The 22,938-nt window shown below is 56.5% G+C and carries 13 protein-coding genes; 11 read left to right on the forward strand and 2 right to left on the reverse strand.

The annotated features are described in order from the left end of the window. Positions 1–148: 148 nt before the first annotated feature. From NSS64_RS00605 to deoC, 4 genes are all read left to right on the forward strand, one after another. Positions 149–2,425, forward strand: coding sequence for a PAS domain S-box protein (locus NSS64_RS00605; protein ID WP_341138883.1), 2,277 nt, complete (start codon positions 149–151; stop codon positions 2,423–2,425). A 488-nt stretch (positions 2,426–2,913) separates the two neighbouring features. Then, positions 2,914–3,990, forward strand: a complete 1,077-nt coding sequence (locus NSS64_RS00610; RefSeq protein WP_340937907.1) for a bifunctional 3-deoxy-7-phosphoheptulonate synthase/chorismate mutase — start codon at positions 2,914–2,916, stop codon at positions 3,988–3,990. A 770-nt stretch (positions 3,991–4,760) separates the two neighbouring features. Then, positions 4,761–6,518: a methyl-accepting chemotaxis protein gene (locus NSS64_RS00615; protein WP_341138884.1), complete on the forward strand. Its 1,758-nt coding sequence runs from the start codon at positions 4,761–4,763 to the stop codon at positions 6,516–6,518. Between the two features lie 150 nt (positions 6,519–6,668). Next, complete coding sequence (gene deoC / locus NSS64_RS00620) at positions 6,669–7,346, forward strand: deoxyribose-phosphate aldolase (RefSeq protein ID WP_339311648.1); 678 nt, start codon at positions 6,669–6,671, stop codon at positions 7,344–7,346. A gap of 310 nt (positions 7,347–7,656) precedes the next feature. Here deoC and NSS64_RS00625 read toward each other — a convergent pair whose 3' ends face one another. Together NSS64_RS00625 and NSS64_RS00630 are read right to left on the reverse strand one after the other, a co-directional pair. Continuing rightward, entirely contained in the window at positions 7,657–8,937 is a 1,281-nt protein-coding gene (locus tag NSS64_RS00625) for a glycoside hydrolase family 125 protein (RefSeq protein WP_341138885.1), read from the reverse strand. 27 nt (positions 8,938–8,964) lie between these two features. After that, complete coding sequence (locus NSS64_RS00630; RefSeq protein WP_341138886.1) at positions 8,965–11,721, reverse strand: alpha-mannosidase; 2,757 nt, start codon at positions 11,719–11,721, stop codon at positions 8,965–8,967. A 357-nt stretch (positions 11,722–12,078) separates the two neighbouring features. Here NSS64_RS00630 and NSS64_RS00635 point away from each other — a divergent pair, with 357 nt between their 5' ends. The 7 genes from NSS64_RS00635 to NSS64_RS00665 all read left to right on the forward strand — a co-directional run bounded on the left by NSS64_RS00635 (position 12,079) and on the right by NSS64_RS00665 (position 22,861). Continuing rightward, positions 12,079–12,993, forward strand: a complete 915-nt coding sequence (locus NSS64_RS00635) for an ABC transporter permease (protein WP_235192024.1) — start codon at positions 12,079–12,081, stop codon at positions 12,991–12,993. A gap of 17 nt (positions 12,994–13,010) precedes the next feature. After that, on the forward strand, positions 13,011–13,922 hold the full coding sequence (locus NSS64_RS00640; protein WP_341138887.1) for a carbohydrate ABC transporter permease: 912 nt from the start codon (positions 13,011–13,013) through the stop codon (positions 13,920–13,922). Positions 13,923–13,959: 37 nt separating this feature from the next. Further along, entirely contained in the window at positions 13,960–15,570 is a 1,611-nt protein-coding gene (locus NSS64_RS00645) for an extracellular solute-binding protein (protein ID WP_341138888.1), read from the forward strand. Positions 15,571–15,665: 95 nt separating this feature from the next. Continuing rightward, positions 15,666–17,969, forward strand: a complete 2,304-nt coding sequence (locus tag NSS64_RS00650) for a glycoside hydrolase family 3 N-terminal domain-containing protein (RefSeq protein ID WP_341138889.1) — start codon at positions 15,666–15,668, stop codon at positions 17,967–17,969. Between the two features lie 3 nt (positions 17,970–17,972). Further along, entirely contained in the window at positions 17,973–21,152 is a 3,180-nt protein-coding gene (locus NSS64_RS00655; RefSeq protein ID WP_341138890.1) for an alpha-mannosidase, read from the forward strand. Positions 21,153–21,154: 2 nt separating this feature from the next. Next, a complete protein-coding gene (locus NSS64_RS00660; protein ID WP_340937919.1) occupies positions 21,155–22,171 on the forward strand; it encodes a glycoside hydrolase family 130 protein in 1,017 nt (338 codons plus the stop codon). Between the two features lie 453 nt (positions 22,172–22,624). Continuing rightward, positions 22,625–22,861: a hypothetical protein gene (locus NSS64_RS00665; RefSeq protein WP_341138891.1), complete on the forward strand. Its 237-nt coding sequence runs from the start codon at positions 22,625–22,627 to the stop codon at positions 22,859–22,861. Positions 22,862–22,938: the final 77 nt, after the last annotated feature.

The raw sequence follows: 22,938 nt of genomic DNA on the forward strand, positions 1-22,938 counted from the left end.
GTTCACGGGCTGCTGTAATCCGCTGAATAAGGAATTGTCTGTATTCGACATAATGATTTGACTTTCGCCCGATTATGCAAGATATTTATATTGCAGATTTAATATAAAGGAATTGCATCTAATACTTCACAAACGGGCGGTGGATCTTATGCTAGAGCAGCATACGGAGACGACTTCTCCATTTGAACAGGCATTGAAGACAGGAACTGCCGGAGTAGCTTTTCTCTCCATGGCTGAAGAATGGATGAAGGTGAATCCGGCGGTAACCCTCTTGCTCGGATATTCCGAAGAACAGTTGCTGGGACGCAGCTTCCAAGCGTTCTGGGATGAAGATAGCCTGCACATACATAGTTACAGGATGGGGAGCCTCAGGACAGGAGCAGCCCCTTTTTTTGAAGCCGAAATCAAGCTGCGCCATGCGGATGGCTCTGCGGTTCCGGTGCTGCTGCATGTGGCGAGGGTGAGCGAGCCTTCAACGGGAGAGGGGCTGTATTATATCGTTCACTTGGCTGGAAGGCCGCTTGCGGCACCGGTGGAGGCATTTACCGGGACGTCTGAGCGGCTGTACGAGCTGATTGCCGGCAACATCAGGGACATTGTGTACTATGCTGCGCCGGGCTCAGTCTGCCGCTATTGCTCCCCTTCAGTGGAAGAGGTGCTCGGGTACAGACCGGAGGAGCTGATCGGCCGGGATAACAGCAGACTGGTTCACTCTGAGGATCTGGCCTTAATCAGTGCGCAGCAGATGGCTGACTCGCCTGATGTCCAGCTGCGGATATTACATGCGAACGGCCAATATATCTGGATTGAATTCTCTCTGAGAACGGTGGAAGACGGCGGGGAGCGCGGGGTGCTGGCTGTCGGCCGCGATGTGACCCGGCGCAAGATTGTGGAGCAGAAGCTTCAGGAATCGGTCGAGCGTTATACCTCGCTGAAGAAATATAATCATGACGCGATCATATCGCTGGATCTGGAAGGCCATATTATTAACGGGAATGAACAGGCGGTAAGGCTGACGGGGTATACGATCCCCGAGATGGTGGGCATGAGTGTCAGCCGGATCATCGGCGAGCGGCAGCTGCAGAATGTACTCGGTCCCCGCCGGCAGAGCGGCTCCGCAGGCCAGGATATCAACCTGATCTGGCATAAGGACGGGCATTCTGTGGAGGTTCTGACTACCCTTGCGCCGATTATTATCAACCAGTCTACCGTAGGCTTTTATATTATCGTCAAGGATATTACCGAGCAGAAGAAGCTGCTGATTGCCAAGGAGACCGCAGAGAATACGAACCGCGCCAAAAGTGAGTTCCTGGCCATGATGAGCCACGAAATCCGTACTCCGATGAACGGGGTGATCGGGATGACCGACCTGCTGCTGGAGAGCAGTGAGCCGGGTTCGCAGCAGCGGGAATTCCTGGAGATTATCCGCCAGAGCGGTGAATCCCTGCTGAATATCATCAACGACATTCTCGATCTCTCCAAGATTGAGGCAGGCAAAATCTCACTCCAAGATGAGCCGTTCATCCTCCAGCACTGTATGGATTCTGCGCTGGAGCTGCTTCAGCTCAAGGCGGAGCGTAAAGGCCTGACCCTCAGCGTGGAGACGGACCCGGATGTGCCGCAGCGGCTGATCGGGGACGGGGAGCGGCTGAAGCAGGTGCTGCTCAATCTGGCCGGCAATGCCGTGAAATTCACCTGTACCGGCGGGGTAAAGGTAAGCGTGAAGCGCATTGCCGATGGCCTGGCAGGCGTAACGCTCCAGTTCACCGTGGCGGACACGGGGAGCGGGATTCCCGAGGAGGCCCGCAGCCGCTTGTTCGAGCCGTTCTATCAGCTGGAGCATTTCAGGGGCCGCCATGGGGAAGGCACCGGTCTGGGGCTGGCGATCAGCAAGCAATTGGTCGAGCGGATGGGCGGAGAGATCTATCTGGATACAGCAGCCGGGCAGGGGGCGACCTTTGTGTTCACCGTGGTCCTCCGGACGCAAGCGCAGGCGCTTCCGACTGACGGGCCGGAGGGGAACCAGCCGGAGCCGCAATCAGAAGGCCGGTCCCTGCATATTCTGGTAGCCGAGGACAATGTGATCAACCAGATCGTCCTGCGCAAAATCCTGGAGAAGCGCGGCTTCACCGTCGATGTGGCCGAGGATGGGCGGCAGGCGGTCGATATGACAGCCCGGCATGGCTATGATCTGATCTTCATGGATGTGCAGATGCCCGGGATGAACGGCCTGGAGGCCACAGCTGCCATCAGGGCAGAGCAGCCGGCAGACCAGCAGCCGGTCATTGTTGCAGTGACGGCCAACGCGCTCAAGGGCGACCGGGAGCTATGCCTTGAAGCCGGGATGGATGAGTATATCAGCAAGCCGCTGAGAAGCGACAGCATTGCCAAAGTCATCGGGAATTTTTTTGCGGAACAGGAATAAGCAGACCTCTCTTCACAAAATAATCACAATGCTGAGTTAAAGCTGCAATACAGTGCTGTGATGTCTTGCATATGGAAGTCTTTTTGATTAAGATAGCAGAAACTGGTGCATAAGCAGCACCGATATACCTTGTAATGACAATGACGAAGAGAGTAAGCACTTCATAGCGGATTTTAACAGGGAAGGCGTGCCGGAGACTGAGAGCACCCCCATTAGACGCTTAGTGCCGAAGTTCACTTCCGAGTCGGTCCCTGAAGTACACTGCTGCAGCAGTTATGGGTAGGGTGGCCCGCTTCCTGCGTTAACGGATGTAAGACAGAATGAATCAACTGGCCGGTATCCTTCAGGTATGCCGTCATGTGCTGATGCGTCAGCAGGATTCAGCTCTAAATAAGGGTGGTACCACGGCTCCTCGTCCCTTGCGGCGGGGGGTCTTTTTGCGTTCGTTCATAGCCTTAACTATTAACTGCACAAAGGAGTGTCTTGGAATGAGTAATGTGGAATTGGATGATCTGAGAGCAAGATTGGATGAGATTAACGGTCAGCTGCTGGAGCTGATCTCGGAGCGTGCCGGAATCGTTCAGGAGATTGGGGTGCTCAAAGAGAAGCAGGGCGTGCCGAAGTTCGATCCTGAGCGGGAGAAGGCAATGCTGGAGAAAATGGTCGCAGGCAATAAGGGGCCGTTCACGGATGGAACCATCCGTACGCTGTTCAAGCAGATTTTCTCAGCTTCGCTTGATCTGCAAAGTACGGAGCATAAGAAGACCCTGCTGGTAGCGCGCAAAGACCATGCGGAGGATACAGTTATTGAGCTGCCGGGCGGCGTTACAGTAGGCGGATTATCCTCCCTGATGGTGGCTGGCCCGTGTTCGGTGGAGAGCGAGCTGCAGACCCGTACGGTGGCTGCTGCCCTGCAGAAGGCTGGCGTCAAGGTTATGCGCGGCGGCGCCTTCAAGCCCCGGACCTCCCCTTATGATTTCCAGGGACTGGGCATGGATGGCCTGCGGATTCTGCGTGAAGCGGCGAATGAATACGGGCTGCTGACGATCAGTGAGATTGTAGATCCCCGGCATATTGAAGAAGCGCTGGATTATGTGGATGTCATTCAGGTCGGCGCGCGGAACATGCACAACTTCGAGCTGCTTAAGGCGGTAGGGGAAGTGAACAAGCCGGTGCTGCTGAAGCGCGGACTATCCGCTACGCTGGATGAATTCGTTCATGCGGCAGAATATATTATGTCCCGCGGCAATATGGAGATTATGCTGATTGAACGCGGTATCCGTACCTATGAGCGGTCGACGCGCAATACGCTGGATATCTCGGCGGTGCCGATTCTCAAGCAGGAATGCCATCTGCCGGTGCTGGTCGATGTCACCCATTCTACCGGACGCAAGGACATCCTGATTCCATGTGCCAAGGCCGCACTCGCTGCCGGAGCCGACGGTATTATGGTGGAGGTGCATCCTGATCCGGCTACAGCCTTGTCCGATGCGGCGCAGCAGCTTAATATTGAGGAGTTCAACACCTTCTTCAATGAAGTGAAGGCTTCGGGACTATACCGTTAACGAGTATAAAATAAAGAAAGTACCCAGCTGGTGCAGCGGGTTGGATGGTCGCCTTCGGGCGGCCATTGACGGGTTAAGGCCAGAAGGCTGTTTTTGGAGCGATTAGGCTTCAGAAGCAGCCTTTTTTTTGAAAATGTAAGAATGTGTATGTTTCACGCTATACATACTGTGCTGGGCGAAGGTACGTGGGCCTGAGTGTATACGAAAAACCGAATACAATGGGTGCCGCTGCGCCGAGGAAAGGGCCCCATGCATCACAGGCAGTAACATTTTAAGAGGAATCCTGCCAAAAATGCAACAATACAGCCCCAAAGAAGCGGTCAATGCTGAAATCCTGCACGAAATGCAACAAATTCAGCGCTAACTTGCTCTAAACACCTAAATTTATGCAAATAATGCAACATTGTACTTCAACCCGGTAAAAGGTGTAGAGAAATCCTGCCAAAAGTGCAACATTACTGCTCCTTAAAGCGGACGGTGAGAGAGGCATTAGCATCGTTCACCCGCAGGATGATTTGGTTCAAATATAAGAATGTATAGGTTTCACGCTATCCATTATCCTTCTATTTCTCGCCGAAACGGTACCGTCCTTTAAAAAGACAGCAAAGCCGTTTCCACTTGATTTTCAAATTTTAATGTTCTGCGCCGTCTTTGGAAAAGGATTTTTGAAAAGTTTGTCGAAATTTTCCGGTAGAGGGACATTTGTCATTGCTTAATCGGATGGCCCTACTATAACCACGCAATTGTGATGCGCGAAAGGGAAGGCCTCCATGTTTTCTTTTATCCGAACCAGACTGATTGCCCGTATTCTCTGTGTTATGACTTTAGTGATTCTCTGCATTACAGCAGGCAATGCCGCCATTCAGTGGGTGAACACCGGATCAGCGGTCAAAGGGACGATCAGCAGCTACAACATGAGTATTGCCAGCCATTATGTGACGCAGATTGAACCCGGCCGCTACAGCGAATTCCTGGCCGATCCGCAGGAGTCGGACCTGTACTGGTCACTCCGCCATGAACTGGATCAGTTCCGGAAGTCGATTGGTGCCCGTTATGTATATTTTGTAAGGATTGATGATGCCCGCCAGCCGCAGCTGATGATTGACGGCAGGCCGGAGGGAGACCCGCTGGCTTCAGGGATTAATGAGACTACCGATATGCCTGCGGCCGCAGTTACGGCTGTGCTTGCCGGAGAGAATGCCAGCACGCCGCTGATCAGCAATCCCGAGTACGGGGATTATATCTCGGCATTCGTTCCTATGAAGGACACCACTGGGAAACTGGTCGGGGCGCTGGGCATTGATACGGATGTTGCTGTGCTTAGTACGCTGACCCGTGATGTCCTGATGGAGAGCCTGCCGCTCTATAGTATTATTCTAGCTCTATCTCTGGGCGCACTCGCGGTGCTGGCCTGGTTCGTCTCCCGGTCCTTGCGTCCGCTGGTGACGATTACAGAGAGCGCGGGCACGATGGCTGAAGGGGATCTCGCCGGAGCAGCCCGTATCCTGCATGCCCGTCCGGTCACCTCCCGGGATGAGATTGGCAGGGCTTATCAGGCGATGCTCCAGATGTCAGGGGATCTGAATGCCAGAGTGAAAGGGATGGTATCCGGGGTGTCTACCGCATCTGACAGTCTCTACGGCTCCTCCGAGACCTTCGCCAGGAATGCCGATGATGTGCTGAAAATGAGTGAGACGGTGAGCGGCAGAATCAGCGATATCCATGCCGGGGCTAACTCGCAGACGGTAGGCGCACAGAGCAGCGCTGTGGCTATGGAAGAGATGGCGCTGGGCATCTCGCGCATCTCGGAGGCCTCGGCTGCGGTCTCGGAATTCGCAGTCAAGGCGCTGGACATTGCAGAGGCATCCCAGACGTCCATGAACCACACTAACCAGCAAATGAAATCGATCTCTGTATCCACCGGGGAGACGCTGGATAATGTGCTGCGGCTGCAAGAGTACACGGATGAGATTGAAGGTGCGCTGGCTGCGATCAGGGAGTCTGCGGATCAGACGAAGCTGCTGGCGCTGAATGCCTCGATTGAGGCGGCGCATGCGGGGGAGCACGGCAGAGGCTTCACTGTCGTAGCCGGTGAAGTGCGCAAGCTGGCGGAAGGCTCCGCAGCCTCGGCCGAGCGGGTAGCCGAGCTGCTGCTGCATATCAGCCAGGCTTCGGCGAGCATCGGGGTACAGATGACGGAAGCATCCGCTGAAGTGAGGGAAGGGGTGCGGATGTCAGCCGAAGCGGAGGCTGCTCTGCTGGAGGCCTCCGCCGCCTTCCGGGAGGTGGCCGGACAGATCATTGATGTGTCGGCGACAGCGGAGCAGCTCTCCGCCGGCTCAGAGGAGGTTGCGGCAGCGGTGGGCAGCATGGCTGATATTGCCGGAGAGGTCTCGGAGCAGACCCGGGAGATCCGAGAGCTGACTGACCTGCAATTGGCGCGAATCAAAGAAGTCTACGAGGCTTCGCTGAGCGTCAGCGCGAGTACGGGCGATCTGCGGGAGGCCATCCGGCAGGTGAATGTATAGGGCTAGGGGTTCGATGCGCTTGATCTATACTGCCCGGAGTGGATACAGGATTAGCAGATGTTATGCCCTCCAGCTTTCAAAAGCGTCCGACTATTGGTATGATTACAGGGGATGTGAACATCTATTACCGATTATATGGAGGAATTGAACATGAGTGAAACTACAATATCCGGGATTATTGATCATACGCTGCTGAAGGCGGATGCCCGGAAAGACGATATTATCAAGCTTGCCGAAGAAGCCAAAGCCTACAAATTCGCTTCTGTGTGCGTGAATCCGGCTTGGGTCGCTACTGCGCATGCCGTGCTGAAGGATACACCGGAAGTGAAGGTATGTACAGTAATCGGCTTCCCGCTCGGGGCATCGACGCCTGAGACGAAGGCTTTTGAGACGAAGGATGCCATTGCGAACGGTGCCGGTGAGGTGGATATGGTCATTAATATCGGCGCACTGAAGGACGGCAATGACGAGCTGGTCAAGCGCGATATGGTTGCCGTAGTCGAAGCCGCACGCGGCAAGGCGCTGACCAAGGTGATTATTGAGGCCTGCCTGCTGACTGAAGAGGAGAAGGTCCGTGCCTGCAAGCTTGCTGTAGAAGCGGGCGCAGACTTCGTGAAGACCTCAACCGGCTTCTCGACCGGGGGAGCCACGAAGGAAGATATTGCCCTGATGCGGGCAACGGTCGGTCCTGAGATCGGCGTGAAGGCCTCCGGCGGTGTCCGCAGCGCGGAAGACGCGCTGGTGATGATCGGCGCAGGCGCCAGCCGGATCGGCACCAGCGGCGGCGTAGCCATCGCCAAGGGCGAGCAGAGCCAGAGCGGCTACTAAGCTGAGGTGAGCTAGACATATAGAAACGGCTGCGGCCTCCTTGAGTTCAAGGGAGCCTCAGCCGTTTTCTGTTTAGAGGAAGTATAGCAGGTGGATTTCCTCCATCTATTAATGAACATATGAGCGTTACCGAACCAGCAATTGGATAAACAACACTTAAATTCTCTCGATTCATCCCAAGTAGCATAAAGTAACTATATTAGTTGCTGTTTTTCCACCTGTTGCCGGTAACTCCAGCCCAATGGGCGAATTAAGATACGTTATTCCACTTGCTTGGTGCAGGATGAGCTATCCGTTCAGGGTTACCCCCCTAAACCAGCCCCTTATCCATCGCCTTGCCGATCAGCGTAGCGAACAGGCTGTTGGACCAGGCGAACCATTCGCGCGAGAAGTCCGCCGGATTATCCGGGTGGAAGCCTTCGTGCATGTAGCCGGTATCGGCATCGGTGCGGATCAGCATGTCGATCAGCTCCTTGATCTCCTCATCGTTATCTGCAGTAAGCGCCTGCATCGACAGCGCCATATGCCAGACGTAACCGCCCGGTGTATGCGGACTGCCGATGCCCTTGGCGTGTTTGCCCTCGAAATAGAAGCGGTTATCGAAGCTGAGCGCGAACCGGCGGGTATTCTGATAAATCTCATCCTCCACCCCCACATAACCAATATAAGGAATGGAGATCAGTCCCGGAGTTCCGGCATCGTCCATCAGGGAGTAGTTGCCGTAGCCGTCCGTCTCATAGGCGTAGATTCTGCCGTATTTCGGATGGGTCACGATGCCGTAGGTACGGATGCCGAAGTCGATCTCCTTGCGCAGCTTCGCCGCTCTTGCCGCCAGCCGCTCGTCCTGGTATACCTCGCTTGCCATCTCGCCGATATACCCCAGAATGACCACAGCGAACATATTCGAGGGAATATTGTAGCCGAATTCGCAGCTATCATCGCTTGGGCGGAAGCCAGACCAGCTCATCCCCGTATAGTTGACCGGCATCCCGCGTCCGTTATTGTGCAATGTCTCCGTATCCTGGAGCGTCTGCCGGATGAAGTGGTAAGGCGACTTCTCCCCGTGATGCTGCTCGGTCTCGATCGTGTTCACGATGGAGGTCAGCGCCTGATAGCAGGCGGCATCGAAGATGTCGGTCTGCTCCGCTTCCTTCCAGTACATATAAGCCAGCTGAACGACGAAGCAGAGGGAGTCCAGCTCATATTTGCGCTCCCACATCCACGGGTTCAGATTGCAGTCGTCCGTATCCCGGTAATGCTTGTCGTTTGCCGTCTCGTTGAAGGCGTTAGTGTACGGATCAATATTTACATAGAACATCTGCCGGGCAATCAGGCCGCGGAGAATCCGCTGCAATTCAGGGTCATGCTTGGCAAAAGGGATATAGTGGCGCACCTGCTCCGTCGAATCGCGCAGCCACATGGCCGGAATATCGCCGGTGAACACGAAGGTAGTGCCGTCTTCCAGCAGCTTGGTCGTGGTCTCCAGTGTGTTCGGGAAGCAGTTGCGGAACAACTGCTGCAGTTTCGGGTGATGCGCAAGCCGTTCATCGGCCTCATTCAGATAAGCGGTAATGGAAGCGGGCAGCTTCATAGTATAATTCCTCCTGGCATAGTGAATTTAGGGTTGTACGGGCTTTAGGGCATAGGTGACGATCTGAGCTTTGTCGATAGAGCGGCGGAGAGTGCCTTCATCCAGGATCTCCCGTTGTTTGCGCCGTTCCAGAATATCACTGGCATGGACAGCCTCCACGGGAAAATGCGGCGTAAGCGCGAGCTCCTGCTCCGCGCCCGCCAGATTGTACCAGCGCAGAATGATGTCCTCATGGTCTGCGGACATTTTGAAGGCGGACAGCGCCAGGGTGCGGCCTTGCCATTCCAGCGGCTGATAGACCGCAGGGAGCGAGCCCTCCTGCCAGCCGGTCTGGACCGTGAACCAAGGCACCTGGTACTGATAGGCCCAGGTGCAGGCCTCCGTCCAATCCGCATCCCCGGCAAAGGGACGGACCGCGAATTCCACGGTCTGCTCTCCAAGGCACTGGGCCTCCGGTGTAGGGAATACGCCCCAGTCGCCCAGCTCCGATACGCTGCGCAGCAGGGTGACAGCAATGGTATTGCTGCCGTCCCGCAGCACCTCGTATTCGTTCAGCCCTTGGTTGGCCACCAGCAGTCCGGCGCTGCCGTCCGACACACTGACGTAAGCCTGCTGGTGCTGGGCATTGCTCGGATTGATCCAGTCAGGAGCCGGTTCTATCCCGCGCTCTGCGGCTTCGAAGATGGAGTCGGCCCGCACGGTCGAGGCGGCTAGACCGGTAGGGAAGAGGACGCGCAGCCGGTGGTCCATAGCCTGGTTATTGAATGCGGCAGAGACCTGAACGCCGGTCCCGCTGGCCTCCAGGCTAATCCGGGTCACAATCCGCAGCGGCACTTGCTCCGTAGAGCGTCCAGCCTTGCGCTGCCGGAACGGTACCATTCTGCGCTTCTCATCCTCAAATGAAGCATCGGCGGAAGCGGGAATAACCCATTCATGCACGATTTCATACGTGATGCGGTAAGGCTCCTGCTCAGCAAGCGAGATGCGGGCAGCGAGTCCCTTGGTCGTCAGCGCCACATCGCCCTCCGGCTGGCGGAACACATATTCATTGCCGATATCGCCGCAGTTCTCATAGACGCCGAGTCCGGTGAAGCTGCGGCCCGTCCGCTTGTCGGCCACATCATAAGAGCCATCCTCATGGATACGGATAGTCAGGAATTCATTCTCCATCCCACGTTCCAGCAGCTTAAGCGGACCTTCAGCAGCAGCCCCGGCGGACTCATCCGCCGACTCTACCCAGGCGTAGGTGCTGTAGCCTAGCGGCGGCACCTGCGCAGCTGCGAAGGTCAGCCGGACGATCCGGGCCATATAAGGCTTGCGGAATTGGTCGTCGGGCAGCTCATAGCCGAACCGGGTGCCCAGATCCTCCGCCCGGTAAGCCACATGCCGTCCTTCAGCATCCAGCAGCCGCCCTTGCTCAAGCGCAAGCGGAAGCTGATCCAGCGCCTCGGCAATCGCCGCAGGGTTCGGCCCTTCCTTGAAGTAACGCTTGGCGATGATGATCTCCACGCTAACTGTTCCGCTGCGTTCCCAGCCGGTGGTATTAAAGACCGTCACCGGCCGGGCAGACTCGCCCCAGGCGGCAACATTCCGGGTTCCGATCTGCGCGGAGACCGCCTTCAAGCTGTCTTCAATAATAGCTTCTCCCACATGGCGGCTCTTCTCAAAGCGCGTAATCATCTCACGGTGAACCTCATCCACACTGCAGCCGCAGATGCTGTCATGCGGGTGGTTCTGCATCAGGGTCTTCCAGGCGTAGGTCAGCAGGGCATGGGGGTAGGCCTGCCCGCTGACCAGATAAGCGAGTGCCGCCAGCGGCTCAGCGCCTTTCTCCAGCAGCGTCTGGCCCTGCTGGTTGAGCTGCTTCAAGTAGACGCGGGCGGAAGCGGTATTCACCAGCGTCCCCCAGCCGTCCGTATGCTGGCTGCGCAGCTCGCCGTGCACGGTGACCAGATCCTCAGGCAGCGAAGGCGCTAGCGCCTTCAGATACTGCTCGAAGCTGGAATGGACGAAGTCCGTGTCCGGGTACAGCTTCCGGGCGGTCTCCAGCGCATCCGCGAGATCACGCTGCACCGGCTGATGATCACAGCCGTTCATGAACAGCAGCTCCGGGGTGGAGGCGTATTTGCCCGCATCCGCGAGTTTTTTGTCCCAGAAGGCCTTGGCTTCCTCAGCATCTACGGGCACCTCGTTACCGTTGCTGTACCAGTTCGCAAACAGCAGTCCAAGCACAACTGAGCCATCCGGGGATTCCCAGTACATCTCCGAGTAAGGCGACTCATAGCTGGTGCTGTTCAGCTCGCCGACCATATTATCGAAGCCCGTCGGCTTCACGCCGCGGCCGAACACCGCAGTCCCGATGTCAGCCTGCTGGAGCAGCTGGGGGGCTTGGCCCATATTGCCGAAGGAATCGGGGAAATAACCGAGCTTCGAGATGACGCCATATTTCGCTGCGTCCTGGTGGCCGATCAGCAGATTACGCACATTGGCCTCGGAGCTGGTCAGGAATTCATCCTGGAGCACATACCAGGGACCGATGACAATCCGGCCTTCGCGGATGAACCGCTCCAGCTGCTCTCTCCGCTCAGGATGAACCTGCAGATAATCTTCAATAATAATGGTCTGTCCGTCCAGGTGGAAGTACCGGTAGCGCTCGTCCTGCTCCAGCGTCTCCAGCAGCTCGTTCATCAGCTTCGCCAGCAGCACATGGTGACGCTCATAAGGCATATACCATTCCCGGTCCCAGTGGGTGTGTGAGATCAGGTGGGCAGTTGTACGGGTCATGACAGAAACCTCCTATATCTTGAGTCGGTGTTGTAGTGTCGGCATTCGTAGCAAATGTTTGCATACCTGCCGGGGGATCACAATATGTAACTTTTGCAGGGGGGAGGAGGGTTCATAATTCACACATTTACGGCAGTCAGCCAGTAGCGGCCCGTAGAAGTTATTCAGCTCATAAGCCCCGTAGCAGCGCGGTTTTACACTCTTTTAACATGACAATGCACAACCTACATATTTACGATGTCAGCTTAGTTTCTCTACAATTTGGGATGTAAGCGTTAGCAGGAAAGGCCATAGCAAGAATGCGAAGCGGATACAGATTTATGTGTAATGAAAACTAACATAGAGAGGAGTGGGAGAATGAAGGGGAACAAGTCCCTTGGCAAAAGAATCTGGCAGAATTGGGAGCTCTATCTGTTCATGCTTCCCGCGTTACTGTATTTCTTCATCTTTCATTATGGTCCGATGTACGGCATTCAGATTGCCTTCAAGAACTTCGTGCCCTCCAAAGGAATTACGGGCAGCGACTGGGTAGGCTTCGACCATTTCGAGCGGTTCTTCAATTCTTATTTCTTCTGGGATCTGCTGTGGAATACGTTCAGCATCAGCTTCTATGAGCTGGCCATCGGGTTCCCGCTGCCGATCATTCTGGCCCTGGCCTTCAATGAGGTCCGCAACGGCCCGTTCAAGAAGTCGGTCCAGACGGTTACCTATGCGCCGCATTTCATTTCAGTGGTCGTCATGGCGGGGATGATTATTACCTTCCTGTCGCCCTCCAGCGGAATGATTGTCCGGGCGATTGAATTCCTGGGCTTCCAGCCCGCACAGTTCCTGACCGATCCCGCCTGGTTCAAGACGGTGTACGTCTTCTCGGGCGTCTGGCAGAGCACCGGGTGGGGGACGATCATCTATCTCGCGGCCCTGTCCGGCGTAGATCCCCAGCTGCATGAAGCGGCCATCGTGGATGGAGCCAGCCGGATCAAGCGGGTGCTGCATATCAATCTGCCGACGATTATACCCACGATTACGATCATGCTTATTCTGAACATGGGTAACATTCTGGGCCTGGGCTTCGAGAAAATCCTGCTGCTGCAGAATTCGCTCAACATGGAAGCCTCTGATGTCATATCCACCTATGTCTACCGCGCCGGTCTGGTGAACGCCCAATACAGCTTCTCGACCGCTGTCGGATTGTTCAACTCGGTGGTCAATGTAATACTGCTCGTTACCGTGAACCGGATTGCCAAACGCACCAGTGAGAACAGCCTCTGGTAGAAAGGAGTTGAAGTCTTTTGGTTACTGCGATGAAAGAATCCAGGGGAGATAAGCTGTTTCTGATCAGCACCTACATCTATCTGTGCCTTGCACTGGTAGTGGTCCTCTATCCGCTGATCTACATCCTCAGCGCGTCCATCAGCTCGCCGCAGGATGTCAATTCGGGCGCGATGTGGCTGTTCCCGAAGAATGTGACGCTGGACGGCTACAAGCTGGTGTTCGAGAACCCGAAGATCTGGAACGGGTATCTCAATACCATCATCTACACAGTGGTGGGCACTCTGCTGAATCTGGCGGTTACGCTGCCTGCTGCATATGCGCTCAGCCGGTCTGATTTTGTCGGACGCCAGTTGTTCATGGGCCTCATTCTGTTCACAATGTTCTTCAGCGGCGGGCTGGTACCGACGTATCTGCTCGTCAAGAACCTGGGCCTCATCAACAGCATGGGGGCGTTGATCCTGCCGGTGGCCGCATCGGTGTGGAACATCGTGGTCGCCCGCACCTTTTTCCAGTCCACCATTCCAAAAGAATTGCAGGAAGCGGCGCACATCGACGGCTGTACGAATCTGAAGCTGTTCATCCGCATTATCCTGCCGCTGTCCGCGCCGATTGTCGCCGTGATGGCCTTGTTCTACGGGGTTGGGCACTGGAACAGCTACTTCCCGTCCCTGATCTATTTGAATGATGAAGCCAAGTATCCGCTGCAGATGGTGCTGCGCCAGATTCTGGTCCTGCAGGAGATGTCTGCTGAAACTACAGGCGCTGCGATCAACGGCGAGGTAGCTATGGCCATGAATAATAAGGCAGAGACGGCATCGCTGGTCAAATATGGCGTTATCGTTGTTTCTACACTGCCGATTGTGGCGGTCTACCCGTTCCTGCAGCGTTATTTTGTCCAAGGGGTCATGATTGGCTCTGTGAAAGGCTAAAGGTTAAAATGTAATGAACCTAAGGGAGGAATTATTAATGCAGATCACACGTAAACCATGGAAGATTCTGCTGTCTTCGGCTGTGATTCTTGGACTGCTGGCAGGCTGCGGGAGCTCCAATGAAGGCACCGCGAATAAGAGTACCGGAGAGGCCACGGTGAACAAGGAGGGCTTCCCGATTGTTAGCGAACCCGTTACCCTGACGCTGATGGCGCCGGATGTGGGCATTCAGAACTGGGAGAACATGCCGGTGCTCCAGCAGATGAAGGAGAAGACCGGGATTACGATGGAATATAAAAATGCGCCGAAGGACAGCTTCGATACCAAAAAGAATCTGGTGTTCGCCAGCGGCGATTACCCGGATATCTTCTATGCTGCCGGTCTGACGACTGCCGAGCAGATGAATTACGGAGAGCAGGGGATTCTGATCCCGCTGGAAGACCTGATTGAGGAATACGCCCCGAACTTCAAGGCTTTGCTTGCGGAGAACCCGGATGTCCGTAAATCGATTACCGCTCCGGACGGTCATATCTACTCCCTGCCGGTGGTGGAAATGAGCCAGCACTGGTACCGCAACCCGATGTGGTATAACGGGGACTTCCTGAAGGCCCTGAACATCGATAAGCTGCCGGAAACGACTGAGGAGCTGTACACCTACCTGAAGCGCGTGAAGGAGGAAGATCCGAACGGCAACGGAACCGCCGATGAGATTCCGATCTCTTCGGTGACGACAACTGCTGCGAACCTCCGCGATATCCGCACCTGGCTGCTGGGCGCTTTTGGCATCTATGAAGAAGAAATCTATGTAGACGATGCGGACAAGGTCCACTATACACCGCTTGAAGAAGGCTACAAGGAATATCTGACGTATATGAACCGCCTGTGGTCCGAGGAGCTGCTGGATCATGAGAGCTTCTCGCAGACGGCGGAGCAGAAGAAGGCCAAGGCGCAGAATAACCGCGTGGCGCTCTTTTCCGACTGGCATGCTTATATGACTAAGGGCGGAGAGCCGTCCACGGCAGATCCGATGTTCGCTCCGGTGCGCAGTGAATCGGTGTCCGCTCCGGCGATTGCCAAGAACAGAGGGATTACGACCGGCGCATTCGCCATCACGAACAGCAATCCGGCACCGGAAGCCTCACTTCGCTGGGTAGATTACCTCTATTCCTATGAAGGCGCTCTGTTCTTCAACAAAGGGCCGGAGGGAACGCTCTGGGAGTACACCGACAAAGAGAATCGTGTGAAGCAATACCTGCCTGTACCGGACGGCAAGGAAATGGAAGATTTCCGGGCCACCTTGACGCCGAACTACGGCATTCCTGCCCCAACTCTGTCCATGGACGATATCAACAAGGGGCTGAAGACAGACTTTGACCTCTGGGTAGAGCAGGAGACTAAGCAGAAGCTGCTGGATCGGGGCGCACGGATTCCGTTCCCGGCCCTGTTCCTGACGGTGGAAGAGCAGACGGAAATCAGCAGTCTGAATTCGGATCTGAGCACGTATGTGAAACAGATGGAAGCGAAGTTCATCACCGGGGCCGAGCCGCTGACCGGCTGGGATAATTATGTGGCAACAGTCAAGAAGATGGGCGGAGAGCGAGTGGCTGAGATCAACCAGGCTGCTTATGACCGCTGGAAAACCAACTAAATCCTACAGGCGCTATCCATCTTCTTAGAAATTTCATCCTCTGAAGTGCCGAGAGTGAGCGGCACGAATGACTAATGCAGAAAGGTGCTGTAAAAATGATCTATAAGGATAAAGCGCGCCCTGTGGCGGATCGGGTACAGGACCTGCTGCAGCGCATGACGCTTGGAGAGAAGGCTGGACAATTAGTCCAGCCTTTCGGCTGGCAGTGCTATGAGAAGCACGCGGACGGAACCACAGGCATGACAGAGGCCTTCAAGCGTCAGGTTGCCGCCGGAGGCGTCGGCTCCCTGTATGGGACGCTGCGTGCCGACCCGTGGACTGGCGTTACGCTGGAGACCGGTCTGTCCCCGAAGGAGGGGGCGGAGGCTGTTAATGCGATTCAGGCTTACGCCATGCAGGAGAGCCGGCTCGGGATTCCGATTCTGTTCGGCGAAGAATGCTCCCACGGGCATATGGCTATCGGCGCCACTGTATTTCCGGTGCCGCTTGCATTGGGCAGTATGTGGAACCCGGAGCTATACCGGGAGATGTGCCGGGTGGTAGCGCTGGAGACCCGCAGCCAGGGCGGAGCGGCGACCTACTCGCCGGTGCTTGATGTGGTGCGTGATCCGCGCTGGGGCCGGACGGAGGAGACCTTCGGCGAAGACCCGTTCCTGATTGCCACTATGGGTGTGGAAGCCGTGAAGGGCTTGCAGGGAGAACGGCTGGACGCCGGGGATTCCGTACTGGCCACCTTGAAGCACTTCGCCGCCTACGGCAGCTCTGAAGGCGGGCGGAACTCTGCGCCCGTGCATATGGGACTGCGCGAGCTGCATGAGGTCGATCTGCTGCCGTTCCGTAAGGCGGTAGAGGCCGGAGCGCTGTCCATTATGACAGCGTACAACGAGATTGACGGCGTGCCTTGTACGACGAACCGTTATCTTTTGCAGGATGTATTGCGTGAGCAGTGGGGCTTCGATGGCTTCGTAATCACGGACTGCGGAGCGCTGGGCATGCTGACGAATGGTCATAACACCGCAGATAGCGGAGAAACGGCTGTAGCCCAGGCACTGCTGGCAGGCATCGATATGGAGATGTCAGGCGAAATGTTCGAGCAGCATATCGCGGCTGCTATCGAGCATGGACGGCTGCAGGAATCCGATCTGGACCGCGCGGCGGCGCGGATTCTGGAGCTGAAGTTCAAGCTCGGGCTGTTTGACCGCCCCTATGCCGATCCTGAGCAGGCGGAGAGCATCATCGGCAAGCCGGAGCACCGGGAGCTGGCGCGGCGGATCGCCGGTGAGGGCATCATCATGCTGAAGAATGAGAACGCAGCGCTGCCGCTAAGCAAGGGGATTCGCAAGCTTGCCGTAATCGGTCCCAATGCGGATGCTCCTTACAATCAGCTTGGCGACTATACTTCGCCGCAGCCCAAAGGTGCCATCGTCACCGTGCTGGACGGCATCCGGCAGGCGCTGGGCGGCGAAGCGGACCGGGTATTGTATGCCCCCGGCTGCCGGATCAAGGGCGATTCCCGGGAAGGCTTCGCCCCTGCGCTGGCCTGTGCGGCTGAAGCCGATGCGGTAGTGCTGTCGATCGGCGGTTCCAGCGCCAGAGACTTCGGTGAGGGGACAATTGATTTGCTCACCGGCGCTTCTGTCGTGACGGAGCATTCCTGGAGTGACATGGAATGCGGAGAGGGCATCGACCGGTCCACATTGAATCTGATGGGCGTGCAGCTGGAGCTGGCACAGGAGCTTCACAAGCTGGGCAAGCCGCTGATTGTGGTCTATATCAACGGACGCCCGATTGCTGAGCCTTGGATTGTAGAACACGCCGACGCCATTCTGGAGGCGTGGTACCCGGGCCAAGAGGGCGGACATGCCATTGCCGATATCCTGTTCGGCGAGGTGAATCCTTCCGGGCGGCTGACGATCAGCATTCCGAAGCATGTCGGCCAGCTTCCGGTCTATTATTATAAGCGGCGGACCAGAGGCAAACGGTATCTGGAGACAGACTTCCACGCCGAATATCCCTTCGGCTATGGTCTTAGCTTCAGTGAATTCAGCTACAGCAACCTGAAGGTGGAGCCTCCAGTAATCTCTGCGGAGGAAGAAGCACTTGTCTCCGTGGATGTAACTAATAGGGGTGACCGGGCGGGCAGCGAGGTGGTCCAGCTGTATATTTCCGACTTGGCCTCCTCCATTACCCGGCCCGAGAAGCAGCTGAAGGGCTTCCGCAAAATCAGCCTCCAGCCGGGAGACACGCAGACAGTAACGTTCCGTGTAGGCCGGGAGGAGCTGGAATACGTATCAGCGGATCTGACGCGGATTGTCGAACCGGGAGAATTCACGGTGATGGCAGGCCCGCACTCCGCAGAGTATCTGAGCGCGCCGCTCCAGGTCAGAGAGGAGGGCTAAGCCATGAAGCGAATGGAGCGGTTCACCGGATGGCTGGCCAAGCGGCAGTGGGCTGAGAAGATAGAGCTTGCGGAATGGAGGATGCGCAAATCCCGTTACCTCACTCCGGGCTGCTATGAGCATGAGGAGGAGCTGCACCAGCAATACAACGTTTCCCTGCTGGACGGAGGATATGGAACCACCTATTTCCTTCAGCGGGAGATCACGGTTCCGGGAGAGTGGGCGCATGAAGAAGCGGCGCTGCTCTATCTGGGACGCGGGGAAGGACTGCTGAGGCTGGACGGAGCGCCGTACCATGGCCTGGACAGCAATCACTGGTTCATTCCTTTGCCGTCTTATGCTCCAGGTGAACGCCTCAAGCTGGAGATTGAGCTGTATGATCCGGTGCCTGAGCCGGAGGACCCGCTGAACCGCCAGGCGGTGATCAAGCCGCCGCTGACAGGCATTGAAATGAAGCTTGTGCGCGTTAATCGTCCCGTATACAGCTTGCTGCATACGGTGCGGATCGTACACGAAGCAGCCCTGCTGCTGCCGGAGGGCGACATGCGCCGCATCCGCAGCCTTAAGGCGCTGGAGCGGGTGATGGACACGCTCTATATGAAGGAGGAGCTGCTGCTGGACTGCGGTGCCGTAACTGCGGCGGAACTGCAGTTACGGGCTGCTGCGGCGTCGGAACGGTCCGCAGGGCTGGACCCGGGGACGATGCATATGGTCGGCCAGTCGCATATTGATGTGGCCTGGCTGTGGCCGGTCCGGGAGACGGTGCGCAAGGTCAGCCGGACCTTCTCCACTGTCTGTACCCTGATGGACAAGTACCCGGACTTCCGGTACTCGCAGAGCCAGCCCCAGCTCTATGCCTTCGCCAAGGAGCATTATCCCGAGCTATACGGGCGGATCAAGGAGCGGATTGCCGAAGGCCGGTGGGAGCTGGTCGGCGGCATGTGGGTGGAGCCGGATCTGAACATTCCCGGCGGGGAGTCGCTGGTGCGGCAGATGCTGTACGGCCAGGGCTTCTATATGAAGGAATTCGGCAAGCATTCCACGATTGAATGGCTGCCGGATACCTTCGGCTATTGCGCTTCCCTGCCGCAGCTGCTGAAGCAGGCGGGCATCGATTATTTCATGACCACCAAGCTGGGCTGGAATGATACCAATCCCTTCCCGCATACCTTATTCCATTGGGTCGGCATTGACGGGACGAAGATTGTGGCTTATCAGAACCATGGGGTGAACGAGCATACGCATCCGAAGGATGTGCAGGAGCACTGGGAGGCCTACGCCCAGAAGGAAGAGCACGATGAGCTCATGCTGCTCTACGGGCACGGCGACGGCGGAGGCGGGGTCACGCACGAGATGCTGGAATATGTGGCCCGTACTGATCTCGCCCCAGGACAGCCGGTCAGCGGATTCTCTATGGCCGAAGCGTTCTTCTCGGAGATCGGCTCGCGCCAGCCGGAGCTTCCGGCGTGGCACGGCGATCTCTATCTGGAGCTGCACCGGGGGACCTTCACGACCCATGCCTTCAATAAGCGCAGCAACCGCAAGGCGGAGATTTTGTACCGGCAGGCGGAGATCTGGAGCGTGCTGGCGGAGAAGGATGGTGCCCTGGAATTGGAGCAGCCGGAGCAGCCGGATGGGCAGCGTCTGCTGCCCGCCGGGGAGCTGGCCGAGGGCTGGAAGCTGCTGCTGCTCAACCAGTTCCATGACATCATTCCGGGGACTTCCATCCCGGAGGTGTACACGACCTCGCGGGAGGAATACGCCGAGATCTTCCGTCTGGGCGGGCAGGTGCTGGACAGCTCTCTGCACACTCTTGCAGGCCAGGTGAATACATCGGGTGAGGGCCGTCCCTATGTGGTCTTCAACAGTCTGGGCTGGGAGCGGACGGAGCTGCTCTGGCTGGAGGGTGGTCCTGAGCTGGCTAAGGTGCAGGTATTCGATGAAGACGGCCTGCTGCCGAGCGAATGCTGGAACACAGAGGCTGGCGGGGACAGCTACATGCTGGCTGTACAGGTCCGTAAGGTTCCGGCCTTTGGCTGCCGGACAATCTGGCTGCGGGAGGCTGCGGAGCCAGCTGGAGTACGGCTTGAGCTGCAGGGTGATCCCGACGCCGGAGACGAGTTCCCGGAGCAATGGGAGACGGACCATTATATCCTGACATTCAATGAAGACGGCGAAATCAGCCGCTGGTTGGACAAAAGCGCGGACCGCGAGCTGCTCCAGCCCGGCCAGACCGGCAACCAGTTGCAGTTCTATCATGATACCCCGCCGCTGTGGGATGCCTGGGATATAGACCCGCGTTATGAGCAGCAGCCTGCGGGCAAGGCGAAGCTGCTGGACCGCCGGGTAGTCAGCAGCGGACCTGTGCAGACCGTGCTGAAGTTCCGCTGGCAGCTGGGTGAATCGCAGATTGAACAGGAGATTGTACTGCCCCGGAACAGCCGTAGAGTGGATTTCCGCACCCGCGTAAGCTGGCGGGAGCAGCATAAGCTGCTGAAGGTTGCTTTTCCGGTGGATATTGTGGCCGCGAAGGCTACGTATGAGATTCCGTTCGGCGCACTGGAGCGTCCGACTCACCGCAACACCAGCTGGGAGCAGGCGCAATTCGAGGTCTGCGGACACCGCTGGGCCGATCTGTCCGAGGGCGGCTATGGCGTCAGCCTGCTGAACGACTGCAAATACGGCTATGACATCCATGACGGAGTGCTGCGCCTCTCGCTGCTGCGTTCCCCGCGCTGGCCGGACCGTAATGCCGACCAGGGGGAGCATGAATTCGCCTATTCCTTGTATCCGCATAGCGGAGAATGGCGGCAGGCGGATGTGGTACGGGAAGCGGCAGCGCTGAATGAGCCGCTGCTGGCGATTAGCGAAGCTGCACATCCCGGCCGCTATCCAAGCACCCATGCCTGGCTCGCCTTCCAGAGCGGTCATGTCATGCTTGATACGATCAAGCAAGCAGAGGACGGCAGCGGCACGATTGTCCGGCTGTATGAAGCTGCGGGCAGCAGAGAGTCGGCCACGCTGGACTGGAAGGACCAGGAGATCAGCGCCTGCCGCGTCAATCTGCTGGAGAGCACGACCGGCTCCGTGACGACCAGCGGCGGTGTGATTCCGCTGTCTTTCAGACCTTACGAGGTCCAGACGCTTAAGCTATACCACGAACATCATTCGCAGGAGGAATAGACATGCAAATTACAAGACATCCCAATAATCCGATTGTCGTCCCGGGCGGCTATGAGTGGCGCAAGGTGACCGTGTTCAACCCGGCGGTTATCATCGACAACGGCAAGTTCTATATGATCGAGCGCACAGCCGGTTCCTTGACTCCGTGCAAGAACTATCTGGGGCTGCTGGAGAGCGAAGACGGAGTGAACTTCACCCATGTGAAGGATGAGCCTATTGTGACGCCGGATATGCTGGGCTTCCCTTACGGCAGTGTACAGGACCCGCGCATTGTGAAGATTGACGGAACGTTCTACCTGAACTACGCCTTGCGCCCTTGCGCCATGAGCTATTATCCTACCGGGCGCGGCGTCCCTGAGCGCTCCATTCCGACCTACCCGGACGGCTGGGGAGAAGAGGAGGGCCACTGGCTGACCCGCTCCTCGATTCTGAAGTCAACGAATCTGCTGGACTGGGAGTTCGTGGCGGACACCACGCCGCTGGATATTAACGACCGGGACAACATCCTGTTCCCTGAGAAAATAAACGGCAAATTCGTGCTGCTCCGCCGCCCTGAAGAATATGTGGGCGAGGCCTACGGCACGGAGAAAGCCGCCATGTGGATTACCTATTCCGAGGATCTCGTGAATTGGGAAGAACCCAAGCTGCTCGCCACCGCCGGGAACCTGTCCTGGGAATCGCGGAAGATCGGCGGCTCTACGCCTCCCATCCGTACAGACAAGGGCTGGCTGGTACTCTATCACGGCGTCGATGAAGAGATCGTCTACCGCGTGGGGGCGATGCTGCTGGATCTGGAGCAGCCGGAGAAGATTATTGCCCGGACCCATAACTTCATTATGGAGCCGGAGACGTATTACGAGAAATTCGGCTTCCAGATTCCAAATGTCATCTTCCCGACCGGCAATGTGGTCAAAGACGGCCTGCTCTATATCTACTACGGCGTAACCGACACAGCGATCGCACTCGCCACGGTGCCGCTGGATGAACTGGTGGAGCATATTCTGAAGGAAGCAGAGTAGCTGGTAGCCTTTAGGAAGTGGAGTAGGCAATAGCTCCCGGAAGCGGAGTAGGCACTAGCTCCAGGAAGTGGAGTAGGCAATAGCTCCCGGAAGCGGAAGTAGGCACTAGCTCCAGGAAGTGGAGTAGGCAATAGCTCCCGGAAGCGCGGATTAGCCAGTAGCCCCACTTCTTGGGGCGCCTGGTTCAACCCCGGCAGACCGTAGACCTCTTCATAAGGCATTGAGGACATAAATGTTGTATATTTTGCAGTTTTGGTTCACAGATAGTCAGGTGTATGGGCCGATTGTTGCATAAAATTCAACAATATCACTGCTAAGCTGCCTACAAAAGGTGAAATCCTGCATTTTGTGCAACAATTGCGGATTCTGGACGATTGGATGAGGGAAATGTTGCATTTGTTGCAGGATTATTGGGTTAATCACCAGATTTCTGCCCGAGAAGGCGGTTGAAAAGTGGCCGAAGGTCGGATGAATCTTGTTCGACCGGATGCAAATAGATTAAATGGTATTATTTGTTTAAACGTTGATGGAACCGGACGAAACCGCATGGAACTGGATGAAGCAGATGGAACGGACGAAGCTAATGGAACCAATAGAACTGAATGTAACTGGAATGTATTGGACGAAACCGCATGGAGCCGGACAAGCCAGATAGAACTGGATGTACCAGATAGAACTGGATGTAATTGAATCTAATTGAATCTAATTGAATCTAATTGGACGAAACCGCATGAAGCTGCACGAAACCGAAATTCCCTGCGGCCACC

Source organism: Paenibacillus sp. FSL H8-0122 (assembly GCF_038005345.1).
Classification (GTDB): Bacteria; Bacillota; Bacilli; order Paenibacillales; family Paenibacillaceae; genus Paenibacillus_AQ.